This window comes from Streptomyces sp. NPDC015130 (assembly GCF_043080005.1).
Classification (GTDB): domain Bacteria; phylum Actinomycetota; class Actinomycetes; order Streptomycetales; family Streptomycetaceae; genus Streptomyces.
Map to the genome: position 1 here is coordinate 106,543 of NZ_JBIBVC010000017.1, position 14,822 is coordinate 121,364.

Genomic DNA, 14,822 nt, shown 5'->3' on the forward strand with positions numbered 1-14,822 from the left:
TGGTGCGGCCGGTGTCGCACCGGCCGCACCACCGGCGCTTGCAGTGACGCTTTGCAGTGACGCATCGCATGCAGTGATGAGCGGCCCGCTCCCCCGGGCCGCGCCCCGGTGGGCGCGGGAGCCCCAGAACCGCGAGGAATAAGACCATGACCGTGGACTCCCAGGGGACGGCCAGCGCCGCTCCTCAGGACGCGCCCGGGAGGGCGGCAGGGAAGTCTCAGACTCCGCCATCCCCTTCCGGCTCGAAGGAAGTCCTTCAGCCCTCGCGCGGCAGACGCTCGCTGCCGAGCGGGCTGCTGCCCTATCTGCTCGTCGCGCCCGCCCTGCTGTCCATGGCGGTGCTCCTGCTCTACCCGCTGATCCGCAATGTGATGCTCTCCTTCCAGCAGCTCAACCGGAAAGAGTTCATCACCCGCGAGACGGTCTGGATCGGCTTCGACAACTACACGGACCTGCTGAGCGACTCGCAGTTCTGGACGGTCGTCGTCCGAAGCGTCGTCTTCACCGCCGTCAACGTCGCCCTGATCATGGCCATCGGCACGGGCGTCGGCCTGCTGCTGAACCGCCTGGGCAAGAAGATGCGGCTGGTCCTCTCGCTGTCCCTGATGCTCGCCTGGGCCATGCCGATCATCGCCTCCGTCACCGTCTTCCGCTGGCTCTTCGACGAGCAGTTCGGTGTCGTCAACTGGCTGATGCGCACGCTCGGCTTCTCGGGCTACGAGCAGCACAACTGGTTCGAGACGGGCTTCTCCACCCTCGTCATCATCCTGATCCTGCTCGTCTGGGGCTCCGTCCCCTTCGTCGCCCTCAACATGTACGCCGCCCTGACCACGGTCGGGACCGAGCTGTACGAGGCCGCCAAGATGGACGGCGCGAGCGGCTGGCGCACCTTCTGGTCCGTGGTCTTCCCGAACCTCAAGTCCTTCTTCATGATCACGACGTTCCTGGAGATCATCTGGATCTTCAAGGCGTTCGCCCAGGTCTACGCCATGAACCAGGGCGGTCCCGACCGAGGCTCCGAGACGCTCCCCGTCTTCGCCTACATCGAGGGCGTCGGCCAGTTCCACTACGGCGTCGCCGCCGCCATCTCCGTCCTGACGATCGTGATGCTCATCGCGGTCATGTCCTTCTACTTCCGCCTGATCCTGAAGCAGGAGGAGGAGCTGTGAGCACCACCACTGAGACTCCGCAGAAGCTGCGCACCAGGAAGCCGCTGTCGGTCGGCGTCATCGCCAAGAACCTCACCGCCCTCGTCCTCGCCGTGGTGTTCGTCTTCCCCGTCTACTGGATGTTCTCGTCCTCGCTGAAGCCGCAGCACGAGATCATGACGAAGGACCCCGTCTTCGTCTTCACGCCGACGTTCGACAACTACACGACCGCGACGGGCGTCGACCTGTTCTGGACGTACGTCCAGAACAGCCTCTTCGTCACCCTCGGCGCCGTGCTCCTCGCCCTCCTCGTGGCCCTGGCCGCGAGCTTCGCGATCGCCCGCATGAAGTTCAAGGGGCGCAAGGGCATCGTCCTCGTCGTGATGCTGGCCCAGATGGCGCCCTGGGAGGTCATGGTCATCGCGATGTACATGATCTCCCGTGAGAACGACATGCTGAACAGCATCCCGATGCTCACGCTGATCTACTTCGTGATGGTCCTCCCCTTCACCATCTGGACCCTGCGCGGCTTCATCGCCGCCGTCCCGGTGGAGCTGGAGGAGGCCGCGCAGATCGACGGCTGCACCCGCGGCCAGGCCTTCCGCAAGGTGATCTTCCCGCTGCTCGCCCCCGGCCTCATGTCGACCTCGCTCTTCGGCTTCATCACCGCCTGGAACGAGTTCGCCATGGTCCTCATGCTGAACAAGGACCGGGAATCGCAGACCCTGACGCGCTGGCTCACCGAGTTCCAGACCGCGTTCGGCAGCGACTGGGGCGCCACCATGGCCGCCTCCACGCTCTTCGCCCTCCCCGTGCTCATCGTGTTCCTCTTCCTCCAGCGCAAGGCCGTCGGCGGCATGACCGCCGGCGCGGTGAAGGGATAACGGCTCCCATGACCACTCTCGTACACGGCTCGGACACCCTGACCCGTGACGCGCTCACGGTGCTCCAGCCCGGCTTCGTCGGCACCACCGCACCCGACTGGCTGCGTCGCCACATCGGCGAGGGCCTGTCCTCGGTCGGCCTCTTCGGCCGGAACATCGTCAGCCCCGAACAGCTCGCCGCGCTCACCGCGCAGTTGCGCGCCGAGCGGGACGACGTCCTCGTCGCCATCGACGAGGAGGGCGGGGACGTCACCCGCCTGGAGGTCAAGCAGGGTTCGTCCTTCCCCGGCAGCTACGCGCTGGGCAGCGTCGACGACGTCGAGCTCACCCGGGCCGTCGCCCGCGAGCTCGGCCGGCGCCTCGCGCAGTGCGGTGTCGACCTCAACTGGGCGCCCTCGGCGGACGTCAACTCCAACGCCGAGAACCCGGTCATCGGCGTCCGGTCCTTCGGACCGGACCCGGACCTGGTCGCCCGGCACACCGTCGCGTACGTCGACGGCCTCCAGGGAGTCGGCGTCGCGGCCTGCACGAAGCACTTCCCGGGACACGGCGACACCAACGTCGACTCGCACGACGCGCTGCCCCGGATCGATGTGGACCTCGCCACACTGCACGCCCGTGAGCTGGTACCTTTCCGCGCCGCCATCGCCGCGGGTACCAAAGCGGTCATGAGCGCGCATATCCTTCTCTCCGCGCTCGACCCGCACCGTCCGGCCACCCTGAGCCCGCAGATCCTCACCGGTCTGCTGCGCCAGGAGCTGGGCTTCGAGGGGCTGATCGTCACCGACGGCATGGAGATGCAGGCCGTCGCGGCGACGTACGGCATCGAGCGCGGATCCGTCCTCGCGATCGCCGCGGGCGCCGACGCCATCTGCGTCGGCGGCGGGCTGTGCGACGAGGACACCGTACTGCGGCTGCGCGACGCGCTGGTCGACGCGGTACGGACCGGTGAACTGCCCGAGGAGCGGCTGGCCGACGCCGCGGCGCGCGTGCGCGCCCTGGCGGCCTGGACCCAGTCGCACCGGGCCAGGGGGGCTGAGTCGGTGCCGGGCGCGGCAGTGCAGGAGGGGACCGCGCCCGGCACCGACATCGGACTCGTCGCGGCCCGCCGGGCCCTGAAGGTGACCCGGGGGGAGCGGCCGTACACCCCGGTGAGCAGCGCCCCCTACGTGGCCTCCTTCACCCCGGTCGCGAACTTCGCCGTCGGTGACGAGACCCCCTGGGGCATCGCGGCGGAGCTGGAGCGGCTGCTGCCCGGCACGGAGACCGGCTCGTACGCCGAGGCCTCCGTGGACCCGGTCCTCGCCGCCGCGGGGGAGCGCCGGATCGTCGCGGTCGTCCGCGACGCCCACCGCCACCCGTGGATGACCGAGGCCCTGGACGGCCTTCTCGCGGCCCGCCCCGACACCGTCGTCGTCGAGATGGGCCTCAACGAGGCGGAGCCCCGCGGGGCCCTGCACATCGCCACGCACGGCGCGGCCCGTGTCTGCGGCCGCGCGGCCGCCGAGGCCGTGGTCGGCACCGGCGCCTGAGCGCCGCCCGTACTCCCGTGCGACGGAGGGGCCCGGCACCTGATCCAGGTGCCGGGCCCCTCCGTCGCACGCTCCGTCGTCCGTCCCGCCGGGGCGGCCGGCCGCGGGCTGCCCTCAGATGCCCTGCCAGGCGGGCTTGTTCGCGAAGGTGTGGCGGAAGTAGTCCGCGAGCTTCAGCTTGGAGGCGGCGGCCTCGTCCACGACGATCGTGGCGTGCGGGTGCAGCTGGAGCGCGGAGGCCGGTACGAGCGCGGCCACCGGGCCCTCGACGGTCTGCGCCACGGCCTCGGCCTTGCCCTCACCGGTGGCGAGCAGCACCAGGTGACGGGCCTCCAGGATGGTGCCGATGCCCTGGGTGATGACGTGGTGCGGCACCTGCTCGATGTCGTTGTCGAAGAAGCGGGCGTTGTCCACGCGGGTCTGCTCGGTGAGCGTCTTGATCCGGGTGCGCGAGGCGAGCGAGGAGCACGGCTCGTTGAAGCCGATGTGCCCGTCGGTGCCGATGCCCAGGATCTGCAGGTCCACACCGCCGGCCTCGGCCAGCGCCTTGTCGTACGCCTCGCAAGCGGCCTGGACGTCCTCGGCGGAGCCGTCGGGGCCCATGAAGGCCTCCGGGGAGAGCCCGAGCGGCTCGACGACCTGGCGGAGCACGGTGGAGCGGTACGACTCGGGGTGCCCGGCCGGCAGTCCGACGTACTCGTCCAGCTGGGCGATCCGGGCCCGGGAGGCGTCCACGGAGCCGGCCGCGACCTGGGCGGTCAGGGCGTCGTAGATCGGGATCGGGGTCGAACCCGTGGCCACGCCGAGCAGCGCGTCGGGCTTGCGGCGCAGGAGGCCGGCGATGCCGTCCGCGATGAGCTCGCCGCCCGCCTTGGCGTCCTTGACGATGACAACTTCCACGCTGTGCCTGCCGATCTGGTGGAGGGGCCGGAGAGGGGCCATGTGGTATAGACCAATCAAAGCCAAATCTAGCAGAGGGAAGCCCTTCTCCTCATGCCGTTCCGACGTGCGGACGGCACCGCCACCATCGTCTGCCGCCCCCGTCCCCCCAGCCACCCGAACCCCGCCGGGACCCGCGCGCCGGCTCAGCTCAGCGAGCCGCCCGTGACGTCGATCCAGTGGCCCGTGATCCAGCGCGCGTCCTCGGAGGCCAGGAAGGCCACCACGTCCGCTATCTCCGCCGGGGAGCCGACCCCGCCCAGCGCCGACAGTGCCGCCGCCCCCGCCCAGGCCTGCTCGTCGCCCCTCAGCCAGCCGGCGTTGATGTCCGTGTCCACGATCCCCGGCGCCACCGAGTTGACCGTGATCCGCCGCGGCCCGAGGACCTTCGACAGGTCCCGGGTGAACACGTCGAGCGCGGCCTTCGACATCGAGTAGGCGATCAGGTCCGGCATCACCGCCGTCCTGGTCAGGCCCGTCGACACGTTGATGACCCGGCCGCCGTCCCGGAGCCGCTCGGCGCCCAGCTGGGCGAGGAAGAACGGCGCCTTGGCGTTGACGGCGAAGATCCGGTCGAACTCCTCCTCGCCGAGCTTCGCGAACGGCTCCGAGGCCGCGATCCCCGCGTTGTTCACCAGGATGTCCAGCCCGCCGTCGCCGCCCACGGCCAGGTCGAACGCCTCCCACAGGGCCGCCGCGTCCCCGGGGACCCCCAGCTCCTGGCCGAGCGTGAAGGCCTCGCCGCCCGCCGCCTCGATCGCCTCGACGGTCTCCTTCGCCGCCGTCTCGTTGCTCCCGTAGTGCACCCCGACCCGCGCGCCCTCGCGGCCGAGCCGCTCCGCGATCCCGCGTCCGATGCCCCGGCTTCCGCCCGTGACCAGTGCCGTCTTCCCTGCGAGCACGCCCATGGCGACGCCCCCCTCTTTGTGTAGCGGTCGTTATGAAAAGACCGTACCCCACTTTTGCTAGCGCGCGCTATAGAATTCACTCCATGGTGACGAGACAGCGCGGCCGGCCCCGCTCCTTCGACCGGCTCACGGCCCTGGAGCAGGCCACGATGGCCTTCTGGGAGCACGGCTACGAGACGACCTCCGTCGCCGACCTCACGCGCGCCATGGGCATCAGCGCACCCAGCCTCTACTCGGCCTTCGGCGACAAGCGGACGCTCTTCGAGGAGGTCGTCGAGGCGTACGCCGGGTCGTACGGGTCGTACGGCGAGCGCGCCTTCACCGAGGAGCCGACGGCCCGCGCCGCCATCGGGCGCCTCCTGCGGGAGTCGGCGGAGCTCTTCACGGAGTCGGGCCACCCGCGCGGCTGCCTGATGATCTCCGCCGCGGTGAACTGCTCGACCCCCGAGGTCGAGGAGGCCCTGCGGGCCCGCCGGGAGGCCAATCTGACCTCCTTCGAGGCCCGGATCCGCCAGGGCGTCGAGGCGGGGGAGCTGGCGCCCGGCACCGATGCCCGCGCGCTCGCCCGCTTCAGCGGCGCCGTACTCCAGGGCATGTCCCAGCAGGCCCGCGACGGGGCGACACGCGAGGAGCTCGCGGCGGTGGCGGAGTGGGCGATGCGGTCCTGGCCGCCGGCCCCCGGGGGCGCCCGGGAAAAGGCCCCGGAAACACCCGCGGGCCGCGGCGCCTGACGGGACCCTCAACCCGTCCGGCACCGCAGCCCGGAGTTGCTCGGCCGGGGGTGTGCGGTCCCTCGGCCGTGTGGGAGGTCTCGACGCAGTCAGGGCAGAGAGCGTCGGGTACCTCGTTCCATCCTCCTGTGCGGGGAGGATGGAGGCTGGATGCGTTCATTGTGGACTAGACCATTCTTGTCTGTCCATCCACAGGAACGCGGCTCTTCCCGGCCCATCCTCCAACACGGACGCCCGGAGATCCAGGTTCACCGCCCCTGCAATTCCGCGGGTACCCTCGCACCGTGCCCTCCATGAACGACCTCGTGCGCCAGCACACCGCCCTGAGCGACTCCGACCTCGAGTGGCTCCACCTGCTGGTGTCGGAGTGGCAGCTGCTCTCCGACCTCTCCTTCGCCGACCTCGTCCTGTGGGTTCCGACCCTCGACGGCACGCGATACGTCTCCGTCGCCCAGATGCGGCCCAACACCGGCCCCACCTCCTACCAGGACGACATGGTCGGCCACCTGGTGCCGCGCGGCCGTCGCCCCCTGCTCGACGCCGCCCTCGACGAGGGCCGGATCGTCCGCGAGGGCGACCCCGAGTGGCGCGAGGAGGTCCCGGTGCGGGTCGAGTCCATCCCCGTGCGCCGCGAGGGCCGGGTCCTCGGCGTCATCGCCCGCAACACCAACCTGCTCACCGTCCGCACGCCCTCCCGGCTGGAGCTCACCTACCTCCAGTCGGCCTCCGACCTCGCCCAGATGATCGCCGCCGGGGCGTTCCCCTTCCCCGGTGAGCAGGTCGACATGGACTCCTCGCCGCGCGCCGGCGACGGCCTCGTCCGCCTGGACGCGGACGGCATCGTCCAGTACGCCTCGCCCAACGCCCTCTCCGCGTACCACCGGCTCGGGCTCGCCGCCGACCTCGTCGGCCAGCACCTCGGCCAGATCACCGCGGAGCTCGCCCCCTCCCGCGGCCCGGTGGACGAGGCCCTGGTCAAACTGGCCTCCGGCTACGCGCCGCGCGAGTTCGAGGTCGAGGGCAACGGCGGAGTGATCCAGCTGCGGGCGATCCCGCTCAAGCCCAAGGGCACCCGGATCGGCTCGCTCGTCCTGCTCCGCGACGTCACCGAACTGCGCCGCCGTGAGCGCGAGTTGATCACCAAGGACGCCACCATCCGGGAGATCCACCACCGGGTGAAGAACAACCTCCAGACCGTGGCGGCCCTGTTGCGCCTCCAGGCCCGGCGGATGGACTCGGACCGGGGCCGCGAGGCGCTCAACGAGGCCGTGCGGCGTGTCGGTTCGATCGCGATCGTGCACGAGACGCTGTCCCAGAACCTGGACGAGCGCGTCGAGTTCGACGAGATCGCCGACCGGGTGATCGCGATGGTCGCCGAGATCTCCCCGGGCAAGGTCACCTGCCGGCGCAACGGCCGCTTCGGCATTCTCGACGCCGAGGTCGCCACCCCGCTCTCCATGGTCCTCACCGAGATCCTGCAGAACGCCCTGGAACACGCCTTCGCCCAGGGCGAGCAGGGCACGGTCGAGGTCACCGCCGTCCGCGGCGAGCCCCGTGCCGACGCCCGGCTCCTGATCACGGTCAAGGACGACGGCCGCGGACTGCCCGAGGGATTCGACCCGCAGCGGGCCGGCAACCTCGGCCTCCAGATCGTACGGACGCTGGTGGAAGGGGAGTTGGGCGGCACGTTCGACATGGTCCCCGGCACCGAGCGCGGCACGAAGGTGCTCCTCGACATCCCCGTGCAGCCGCAGAAGTGACGTCCTGACGCGCGGTTCTCCCGCACAGCAGCGAGCCCCGGACCGAGAAGAACGGTCCGGGGCTCGAATGCTGTGGGTTACTGCTGCGCGCTGCGACTCGAGGGCGGTGATTGCATACGCGATGTATGCGCCGCTGGCCTCAGGCTTCGGTGGGGCGTCAGGCGCTGGCGTTACGCGCCCGGTTGCGAGCGGCGCGGCGCTTCATCGCGCGGCGCTCGTCCTCGCTGAGGCCACCCCAGACGCCGGAGTCCTGGCCGGACTCGAGCGCCCACTGCAGGCACTGCTCCATGACGGGGCAGCGGCGGCAGACGGCCTTGGCTTCCTCGATCTGCAGCAGCGCAGGACCGGTGTTGCCGATGGGGAAGAAAAGCTCCGGGTCTTCCTCACGACAAACGGCGTTGTGACGCCAGTCCATGGCTGCTACCTCTCTCAGTGTTACGTGCCAGTTGCTTGTGAATGTGAACGCTTTCACGAATCCCCCCGCAAGGGAAGGGCCGACTGCCAGGTGAACTGGTGTGGTCCAAGTTGGGGAGGGGTTCTGACTCTCAGTGGAGGCCGGTCTTGCGGGCCGTCCCGATCGCCAAGAAGAGACTCCCAAACCCCAGCAACGGATACAACCCCTTCCGGAAAGTTTTTTTTGATTCCTCGGTGTCGGCTAGGTCACAGCCGTACTTCTAAGGGGTGGATGCGCGCCTAAACGTTCGAGTGAAAGGACTTTGGGCCCTTCCACTCACACAATCACACGCAGTGCACGGCGAACGCCTGTGAACGTCACGCTCGTACGCAGTCCCAGGTGGTCTCCGTCCATCTGCAGAGGGAGGGGAACCTTCGAATGCAAGGTGAAGTCGGTCAGGTCGTGCAGAGTCACAGCGTGCTTGCCCCGCGGGCCCCGCTCCGGGGTCGAGGTGAGCAGCTGGGTGGCGTAGCGGGCCACCGCCGGGGTGGAGAGACGGCTCAGTCCGAGCACGTCGAGAGCGGTCTCGAAGGACGCCTCCGGGGACGCGTACACCGGACGATTGCCCAGGTAGGTCCAGGGAGACGTGTTGCAGATTATGGAGAGGACGAGGTCCTCGACCGGCTCGGCGCCGGGCCGCTCCAGGGTGATCGTGCCGTGCCGTCGGTTCGGCTCGTCCAGGAACTGGCGGAACACCTGGCGGAGGTAGAGGGCGTGCGTGGACCGCTTGCCGCGCTCCCTCTGCTGTTCGACCCGGCCGATGACGCTCGCGTCGAATCCGAGGCCGGCGCAGAAGGTGAACCAGCGCGAGGGCACCGCCTCGTCCTCGGTGCCCGGCGTCCCGGCCGCCAGCCCGAGGCTCACTGTGCGTGCTCGCCGCTCACGCAAAGCGTCGAGCAGGGCGCCGGTCGCCTCCACGGCGTCGTTCGGCAGTCCGAGCGCGCGGGCGAAGACGTTGGTCGAGCCGCCGGGGACGACCGCGAGGCCCGGCAGCCGGTCCGGGTCGGGCCCGTCGTGCAGCAGACCGTTGACGACCTCGTTCACCGTGCCGTCGCCGCCGAGAGCCACGACGAGGTCGATGTTGCCCGAGTCGGCGGCCCGCCGTCCCAGGTCGCGCGCGTGCCCGCGGTACTCGGTGGTGACCGCCTCCAGCTTCATCTCGCTCGCCAGCGCGTGGATGAGCACGTCACGGGTGCGGGCACTGGTGGTGGTGGCTGCCGGATTGACCACGAGAAGTGCGCGCATGAGCGCCAGGGTACCTACCCGGCGGTACCGGGCCCAGTCCAGGCCCACCCGTCGGACACCCCGCGGGGCTCCGGCAGGGGAGCCCCGCCGGGTTCCCCGGCGGCCCGGTTACCCTGCCCTCTATGAGCAGCAGCAGTACGGAGCAGACCTCCCGCCCCCGCCGACTCGCCGCAGCCGCGGCCGTGGCCGGTGTCGAGGCCCTCGGGCTCCTCGCGGGTGGTGTGTACATGCTGGTGAAAGCCCTCGCGGACGGCACCGGCGACCTCACCGGCGCTCTGACCGGCGCGGTGACACTTGTCGCACTCGGCCTGATCCCGCTCGCCGCCGCCCGCGGACTGTGGCTGCGCCGGTCCTGGAGCCGGGGACCGGCCGTCATCACACAGATCCTGGCCCTGCCGGTCGCCTGGCAGATGCTCCAGGCGAACAGCGCCCTGATCCCGGTCGGCATCGTCCTCGGCGTCCTCGCCGTCACCGGGCTCGTCCTCCTGGTGAACCCGGCCACGACCGAGGCGCTCGGCATCCGGCGCCCCGGTCAGGACACTCCGTAACGGATCGTCACTCCTCCACGAGGAGCTTCTCCCGCAGCTGCGCCAGGGTCCGGGCCAGCAGCCGAGAAACGTGCATCTGCGAGATGCCGACCTCCTGCGCGATCTGCGACTGGGTCATGTTCCCGAAGAAACGCAGCAGCAGGATCCGCTTCTCCCGGGGCGGCAGGTCCTCCAGGAGCGGCTTGAGCGACTCGCGGTACTCGACCCCCTCCAGGGCCTCGTCCTCCGCGCCCAGGGTGTCCGCGACGGCCGGCGACTCGTCGTCCGTGTCCGGCACGTCCAGGGAGAGCGTCGAGTAGGCGTTCGCCGACTCCAGCCCCTCCAGGACCTCCTCCTCCGAGATCCCGAGCCGCTCGGCCAGCTCGTGCACCGTCGGGGACCGGCCGTGCTGCTGGGAGAGCTCCGCCGTCGCCGTGGTCAGCGAGAGCCGCAGCTCCTGGAGGCGGCGCGGCACGCGGACCGCCCACCCCTTGTCACGGAAGTGGCGCTTGATCTCGCCGACGACCGTCGGGGTCGCGTACGTCGAGAACTCGACCCCGCGCTCCGGGTCGAACCGGTCCACCGACTTGATCAGGCCGATCGTCGCCACCTGCGTCAGGTCGTCCAGCGGCTCGCCGCGGTTGCGGAAGCGCCGGGCCAGGTGCTCGACCAGCGGCAGGTGCATCCGGACCAGCCGGTTGCGCAGCTCCGCCTTCTCCGGGGAGCCCTCCGGCAGCCCACGCAGCTCGACGAAGAGGGCGCGCGCGCCGCTCCGGTCGTTCGGGGCGGGGACGGCCGGAGTGTCGTCCGCCTCCGCCTCGTCGGACTCGGCCCCGGCCCCGTGCGCCCCCGCCTCGGCCGCCTTCGTGTCGTCCTCGGCGCTCGGCATGCCCGAGGAAGCTCCGGAGGCCACCGGGGCCTCCGGGAGGCCGGTCGTCTCGGGAACCTGGTGGTGCTGCTCGTGCTCGCTCATCTGGTCCGCCTGCTCCGTAGCGACCTCATGCGGCCGCGCCTGCTGCTCAGGGATGCCGGCCGTCGCGTCCCCGCTCCTCACGCCGGGCCTGGCCCCGCGCCGCGCTGTTTGTACAGGCTGATCGAGACCGTACGGTCATCGGCCACCGACGACTCCACCTTCCCGGCCAGTGCCGACAGCACCGTCCAGGCGAAGGTGTCGCGCTCCGGTGCCCGACCGTCGGTCGTCGGGGCGGAGACCGTCACGTCCAGCGAGTCGTCGACCAGCCGGAAGACGCAGCTGAGGACGGACCCCGGCACGGCCTGCTGGAGCAGGATCGCGCAGGCCTCGTCGACGGCGATCCGCAAGTCCTCGATCTCGTCGAGGGTGAAGTCCAAGCGCGCCGCGAGGCCGGCCGTGGCCGTACGCAGCACGGACAGATAGGCACCCGCAGCGGGCAGCCGGACTTCCACGAAGTCCTGGGTCCCGGGCTCGCCTGTGATCTGGGACACCCTCACCTCCAAGGTGGCACAAGCTCATTCGGGGTCCGGGGGGAGAGGCCCCGGACCGGGCGGTGCGCAGGGGGCTGCGCAGTCCGCCGTGACGCTATCGCGATACGTCCCGCCGTGTCGCCGTGAGCCCCCCGGCCCCCGATCACGCTCGTCACCCATGGTAGGCCCATGCGTGCGGACGGTGGGTAGAGGTGTGCGGGGGGCGAAATCGAGCGACCGGCGGAGGGATGACGTACCCAACCGCGAGGCCCTCGAACCGTCGCGCGGCCCCCCGGTCGTCAGGCGACCGGACCGCCCCGCCGACCGTCGGCCGTCAGACGATCGCGCCGTCCACGAAGCACCAGCGCCAGGCCTCGCCCCGCTCGAACGTCCGCATCACGGGGTGCCCGGTGGAGGAGAAGTGCCCCGTCGCGTGCCGCCCCGCCGACGAGTCGCAGCAGCCGACGTGACCGCAGCTCAGACAGATCCGGAGCTGCACCGGGTGTGTACCGTCCGCCAGGCACTCCGGGCAGGTGTCGGCCAGCGGCGCCGGTTCGGGGCGCGGCATTTCGGCAACGTGCGGGCACTCGCTCATGATGGCCAGGTTACGTTGCGGCACAGGACAGGGACGGGCACACGGGCATGGACGCACTGCAGCTGGTGGGGCTGGTGGCGGCGAGCGCCGCGATCGCGGGGCTCGCGCGGCGGACCCCGGTACCGGCCCCGCTGCTCCTGGTCGCCGTCGGTCTCGCCGCCTCGTACGTGCCGGGGGTTCCGGACTACACGCTCGACCCGCACATCGTGCTGCCGCTGATCCTGCCCCCGCTCCTCTACACCGCGGCCGTCGACTCCTCCTACCTCGACCTGCGGGCGAACATCCGGCCCGTCGCCCTGCTCTCCGTCGGCTACGTCCTCTTCGCCACCGTGGCCGTCGGCTGGCTCGCGTACGTCCTCGTCCCCGACCTGCCGCTCACGGCCGCGCTCGTGCTCGGCGCCGTGGTCGCCCCGCCGGACGCGGTCGCCGCCACGGCCATCGCCCGCAAGCTCGGCCTGCCCAACCGGATCACCACGATCCTCCAGGGGGAGTCCCTGGTGAACGACGCCACCGCGATCACCGCCTACAAGGTCGCCCTCGCGGCCGCGGTCGGCGAGGGCGTCAGCTGGGCCGGCGGGATCTGGGAGTTCGCGCTCGCGGCCGTCGGCGGGATCGGCGTCGGCCTGGTCCTCATGGTCCCCATCCACTGGCTGCGGCGAGGCCTCGGCGACTCCCTCCTCCAGAACACCCTCTCCCTCCTCGTCCCCTTCGTCGCCTACGCGGCCGCCGAGGAGGTCGGCGCCTCCGGTGTCCTCGCCGTCGTCGTGGTCGGCCTCTTCCTCGGCCACCGCGCCTGGCAGGTCGACTTCGCGACCCGCCTCCAGGAGGAGGCGGTCTGGAAGATGGTCGCCTTCATCCTGGAGTCCGCCGTCTTCGCCCTGATCGGGCTCCAGCTCCCCTACGTCGTCGAGGGCCTCGGCCAGTACGGCATCGCAGAGGCGGCCTGGTACGCGGTCGGGGTCTTCGTGGCCGTCGTCGTCGTGCGGTTCGTCTGGGTCTACCCGGCGACCTTCCTGCCACGATGGCTCTCCGCGCGCGTGCGCGAGCGCGAGCCGGGGGTGGACTGGCGGGCCCCGCTCGTCGTCGGCTGGGCCGGCATGCGCGGGGTCGTCTCCCTCGCCATCGCCTTCTCCATCCCCGCCGTCACGGACGGGGTGGAGTTCCCCGCCCGCAACCTCGTCCTCTTCCTCACCTTCACCACCGTCATCGGCACGCTCGTGGTGCAGGGCCTCACCCTGCCCCCGCTCATCCGGCTCCTGAAGCTCCCCGGCCGTGACCGGTACGCCGAGACCCTCGCCGAGGCCCAGGCCCAGAGCGAGGCCTCCCGGGCCGCCGAGGAACGCCTCGACGCGCTCCTCGCCGACGAGCGCAACGCCCTTCCCCAGCCCCTCGCCGACCGGCTGCGCACCGTCCTGGAGCGCCGCCGGAACTCCGTGTGGGAGCGGCTCGGGGCGGTCAACGAGGCCACCGGGGAGACGGCGGACGACACGTACCGGCGGCTCTCGCGCGAGATGATCGAGGCCGAGCGCGAGGTCTTCGTGCAGCTGCGCGACGCGCGCCGCATCGACGACGAGATGATGCGCACGCTCCTCCGCCGCCTCGACCTGGAGGAGGCCGCCGCGTACCGCGAGGAGGAGGCGGGCTAGGGCGTGTTGCGAAAGTAGCGCCGGCCGCCCGAAGGGCGGGCCAGGGCCCGCTCCCCGTCAGGGGCCCTCCGGCTCAGGGGCGCCCGTCACCACCGCTGCGAGCCGGGTACCCGCCGGGAACGCGCCCTCCTGCGCCAGGTTCACGAGGCCGTAGAGCATTTTGGCGACATACAGCCGCTCGATGGCGAGTCCGTGCCGCGCCTCGAAGTCCTGTGCGAAGGCTTCGAGGGCCGGACCCGTACGGGCGTAACCGCCGCAGTGGAACCGCTCGTCGAGGGCCCAGTCGCCACGCGTCCCGCCGAACGCCGCCTCCTGGAGGGCACGGACCTCCGCGCCCAGGAAGCCGCCCTTGAGGACCGGGATGCCCAGGGCCGACTGCCCGGGGGAGAGGCCGGCCGCGAGGCCCGCCAGGGTGCCGCCGGTGCCGCAGGCGACGGCGACGACGTCCGCCGCCTCCGCGAGCTCGCGGCCGAGCTCCACGCACCCCCGCACGGCGAGCACGTTGCTGCCGCCCTCGGGAACCACGTACGTCTCCGCGGGGGCCCGCTCCAGGAGCGCGGCGAGCGTGGCCGGATCGCCCTTCGCGCGGTACGTGGCCCGGTCCACGAACTCCAGCCGCATCCCGTCCGCCGCGCACCGCGCGAGGGACGGGTTGAGCGGCCGCCCGGCCAGCTCGTCCCCGCGGACGACCCCGATCGTGGGGAAGCCGAGGAGCCGGCCGGCGGCGGCCGTGGCGCGCAGGTGGTTCGAGTACGCGCCGCCGAAGGTGAGCACGGGACGGCCGCCGGCCGCCCGCAGGTTGAGCGCGAGCTTGCGCCACTTGTTGCCCGGCAGATCGGGGTGGATGAGGTCGTCGCGCTTGAGCAGCAGCGTGAGACCGCGCCGGGCGAGGCGCTCGTCCTCCACCGGCTCCAGGGGGGAGGGGAGCCGGGGCCGCAGGGGGGAGAGGTCGAACGCGTTCACCCGGCCATTGTCCAGGCCGACCGGGGCCCTCGGTCGGCCGGAGCCCT

Annotated in this window: 15 protein-coding genes; 7 read left to right on the forward strand and 8 right to left on the reverse strand. The window is 71.3% G+C overall.

Annotation, left to right across the window (positions count from 1 at the left end; genetic code table 11):
- Window positions 1-146 precede the first annotated feature (146 nt).
- Genes ACF08F_RS29595 through ACF08F_RS29605 form a run of 3 tightly spaced genes read left to right on the forward strand, consistent with a single transcriptional unit; the run spans window position 147 to window position 3,564 of the window.
- Window positions 147-1,169, forward strand: coding sequence for a sugar ABC transporter permease (locus ACF08F_RS29595; RefSeq protein WP_359669816.1), 1,023 nt, complete (start codon window positions 147-149; stop codon window positions 1,167-1,169).
- On the forward strand, window positions 1,166-2,032 hold the full coding sequence (locus tag ACF08F_RS29600) for a carbohydrate ABC transporter permease (protein ID WP_392301578.1): 867 nt from the start codon (window positions 1,166-1,168) through the stop codon (window positions 2,030-2,032). The genes ACF08F_RS29595 and ACF08F_RS29600 overlap by 4 nt, the downstream gene beginning before the upstream one ends.
- Window positions 2,033-2,040: 8 nt before the next feature.
- Window positions 2,041-3,564, forward strand: coding sequence for a glycoside hydrolase family 3 protein (locus ACF08F_RS29605; protein WP_392301579.1), 1,524 nt, complete (start codon window positions 2,041-2,043; stop codon window positions 3,562-3,564).
- A gap of 114 nt (window positions 3,565-3,678) precedes the next feature.
- Here the strand turns inward: ACF08F_RS29605 and nagB are convergent, their stop codons facing one another.
- Both nagB and ACF08F_RS29615 read right to left on the reverse strand, forming a co-directional pair.
- Entirely contained in the window at window positions 3,679-4,464 is a 786-nt protein-coding gene (gene nagB, locus ACF08F_RS29610; protein ID WP_392301686.1) for a glucosamine-6-phosphate deaminase, read from the reverse strand.
- A gap of 185 nt (window positions 4,465-4,649) precedes the next feature.
- A complete protein-coding gene (locus tag ACF08F_RS29615; RefSeq protein ID WP_392301580.1) occupies window positions 4,650-5,411 on the reverse strand; it encodes an SDR family oxidoreductase in 762 nt (253 codons plus the stop codon).
- A gap of 83 nt (window positions 5,412-5,494) precedes the next feature.
- On the opposite strand from ACF08F_RS29615, the gene ACF08F_RS29620 reads away from it, so the two are divergent.
- Window positions 5,495-6,142, forward strand: coding sequence for a TetR/AcrR family transcriptional regulator (locus ACF08F_RS29620; RefSeq protein WP_392301581.1), 648 nt, complete (start codon window positions 5,495-5,497; stop codon window positions 6,140-6,142).
- A 293-nt stretch (window positions 6,143-6,435) separates the two neighbouring features.
- On the forward strand, window positions 6,436-7,902 hold the full coding sequence (locus tag ACF08F_RS29625) for a sensor histidine kinase (protein WP_392301582.1): 1,467 nt from the start codon (window positions 6,436-6,438) through the stop codon (window positions 7,900-7,902).
- A 157-nt stretch (window positions 7,903-8,059) separates the two neighbouring features.
- On the opposite strand, the gene ACF08F_RS29630 is transcribed toward ACF08F_RS29625, so the two are convergent.
- A complete protein-coding gene (locus ACF08F_RS29630) occupies window positions 8,060-8,317 on the reverse strand; it encodes a WhiB family transcriptional regulator (protein ID WP_003953983.1) in 258 nt (85 codons plus the stop codon).
- A 315-nt stretch (window positions 8,318-8,632) separates the two neighbouring features.
- Entirely contained in the window at window positions 8,633-9,601 is a 969-nt protein-coding gene (locus tag ACF08F_RS29635) for a diacylglycerol/lipid kinase family protein (RefSeq protein ID WP_392301583.1), read from the reverse strand.
- A 122-nt stretch (window positions 9,602-9,723) separates the two neighbouring features.
- Between ACF08F_RS29635 and ACF08F_RS29640 the strand changes: the two genes are divergently transcribed.
- A complete protein-coding gene (locus tag ACF08F_RS29640; RefSeq protein ID WP_392301584.1) occupies window positions 9,724-10,149 on the forward strand; it encodes a hypothetical protein in 426 nt (141 codons plus the stop codon).
- Between the two features lie 7 nt (window positions 10,150-10,156).
- On the opposite strand, the gene ACF08F_RS29645 is transcribed toward ACF08F_RS29640, so the two are convergent.
- The 3 genes from ACF08F_RS29645 to ACF08F_RS29655 form a co-directional block, all read right to left on the reverse strand.
- Window positions 10,157-11,101 carry an RNA polymerase sigma factor SigF gene (locus ACF08F_RS29645; RefSeq protein ID WP_392301585.1) on the reverse strand — a complete coding sequence of 315 codons (945 nt, stop codon included), beginning with the start codon at window positions 11,099-11,101 and terminating at the stop codon, window positions 10,157-10,159.
- A gap of 77 nt (window positions 11,102-11,178) precedes the next feature.
- Window positions 11,179-11,592: an anti-sigma regulatory factor gene (locus ACF08F_RS29650; protein WP_024761155.1), complete on the reverse strand. Its 414-nt coding sequence runs from the start codon at window positions 11,590-11,592 to the stop codon at window positions 11,179-11,181.
- Window positions 11,593-11,905: 313 nt separating this feature from the next.
- Entirely contained in the window at window positions 11,906-12,166 is a 261-nt protein-coding gene (locus ACF08F_RS29655; protein ID WP_392301586.1) for a UBP-type zinc finger domain-containing protein, read from the reverse strand.
- A 47-nt stretch (window positions 12,167-12,213) separates the two neighbouring features.
- Between ACF08F_RS29655 and ACF08F_RS29660 the strand changes: the two genes are divergently transcribed.
- Window positions 12,214-13,812, forward strand: coding sequence for a Na+/H+ antiporter (locus ACF08F_RS29660; protein WP_392301587.1), 1,599 nt, complete (start codon window positions 12,214-12,216; stop codon window positions 13,810-13,812).
- 57 nt (window positions 13,813-13,869) lie between these two features.
- Here ACF08F_RS29660 and ACF08F_RS29665 read toward each other — a convergent pair whose 3' ends face one another.
- A complete protein-coding gene (locus tag ACF08F_RS29665) occupies window positions 13,870-14,775 on the reverse strand; it encodes a 1-aminocyclopropane-1-carboxylate deaminase/D-cysteine desulfhydrase (protein ID WP_392301588.1) in 906 nt (301 codons plus the stop codon).
- Window positions 14,776-14,822: the final 47 nt, after the last annotated feature.

Coding starts and splice junctions, on each gene's coding strand:
- ACF08F_RS29595 (WP_359669816.1), top strand. CDS start 147: ATGACCGTGGACTCCCAGGGGACGGCCAGCGCCGCTCCTCAGGACGCG.
- ACF08F_RS29605 (WP_392301579.1), top strand. CDS start 2,041: ATGACCACTCTCGTACACGGCTCGGACACCCTGACCCGTGACGCGCTC.
- ACF08F_RS29615 (WP_392301580.1), bottom strand. CDS start 5,411: ATGGGCGTGCTCGCAGGGAAGACGGCACTGGTCACGGGCGGAAGCCGG.
- ACF08F_RS29620 (WP_392301581.1), top strand. CDS start 5,495: ATGGTGACGAGACAGCGCGGCCGGCCCCGCTCCTTCGACCGGCTCACG.
- ACF08F_RS29625 (WP_392301582.1), top strand. CDS start 6,436: ATGAACGACCTCGTGCGCCAGCACACCGCCCTGAGCGACTCCGACCTC.
- ACF08F_RS29630 (WP_003953983.1), bottom strand. CDS start 8,317: ATGGACTGGCGTCACAACGCCGTTTGTCGTGAGGAAGACCCGGAGCTT.
- ACF08F_RS29635 (WP_392301583.1), bottom strand. CDS start 9,601: ATGCGCGCACTTCTCGTGGTCAATCCGGCAGCCACCACCACCAGTGCC.
- ACF08F_RS29640 (WP_392301584.1), top strand. CDS start 9,724: ATGAGCAGCAGCAGTACGGAGCAGACCTCCCGCCCCCGCCGACTCGCC.
- ACF08F_RS29645 (WP_392301585.1), bottom strand. CDS start 11,101: ATGAGCGAGCACGAGCAGCACCACCAGGTTCCCGAGACGACCGGCCTC.
- ACF08F_RS29655 (WP_392301586.1), bottom strand. CDS start 12,166: ATGAGCGAGTGCCCGCACGTTGCCGAAATGCCGCGCCCCGAACCGGCG.
- ACF08F_RS29660 (WP_392301587.1), top strand. CDS start 12,214: ATGGACGCACTGCAGCTGGTGGGGCTGGTGGCGGCGAGCGCCGCGATC.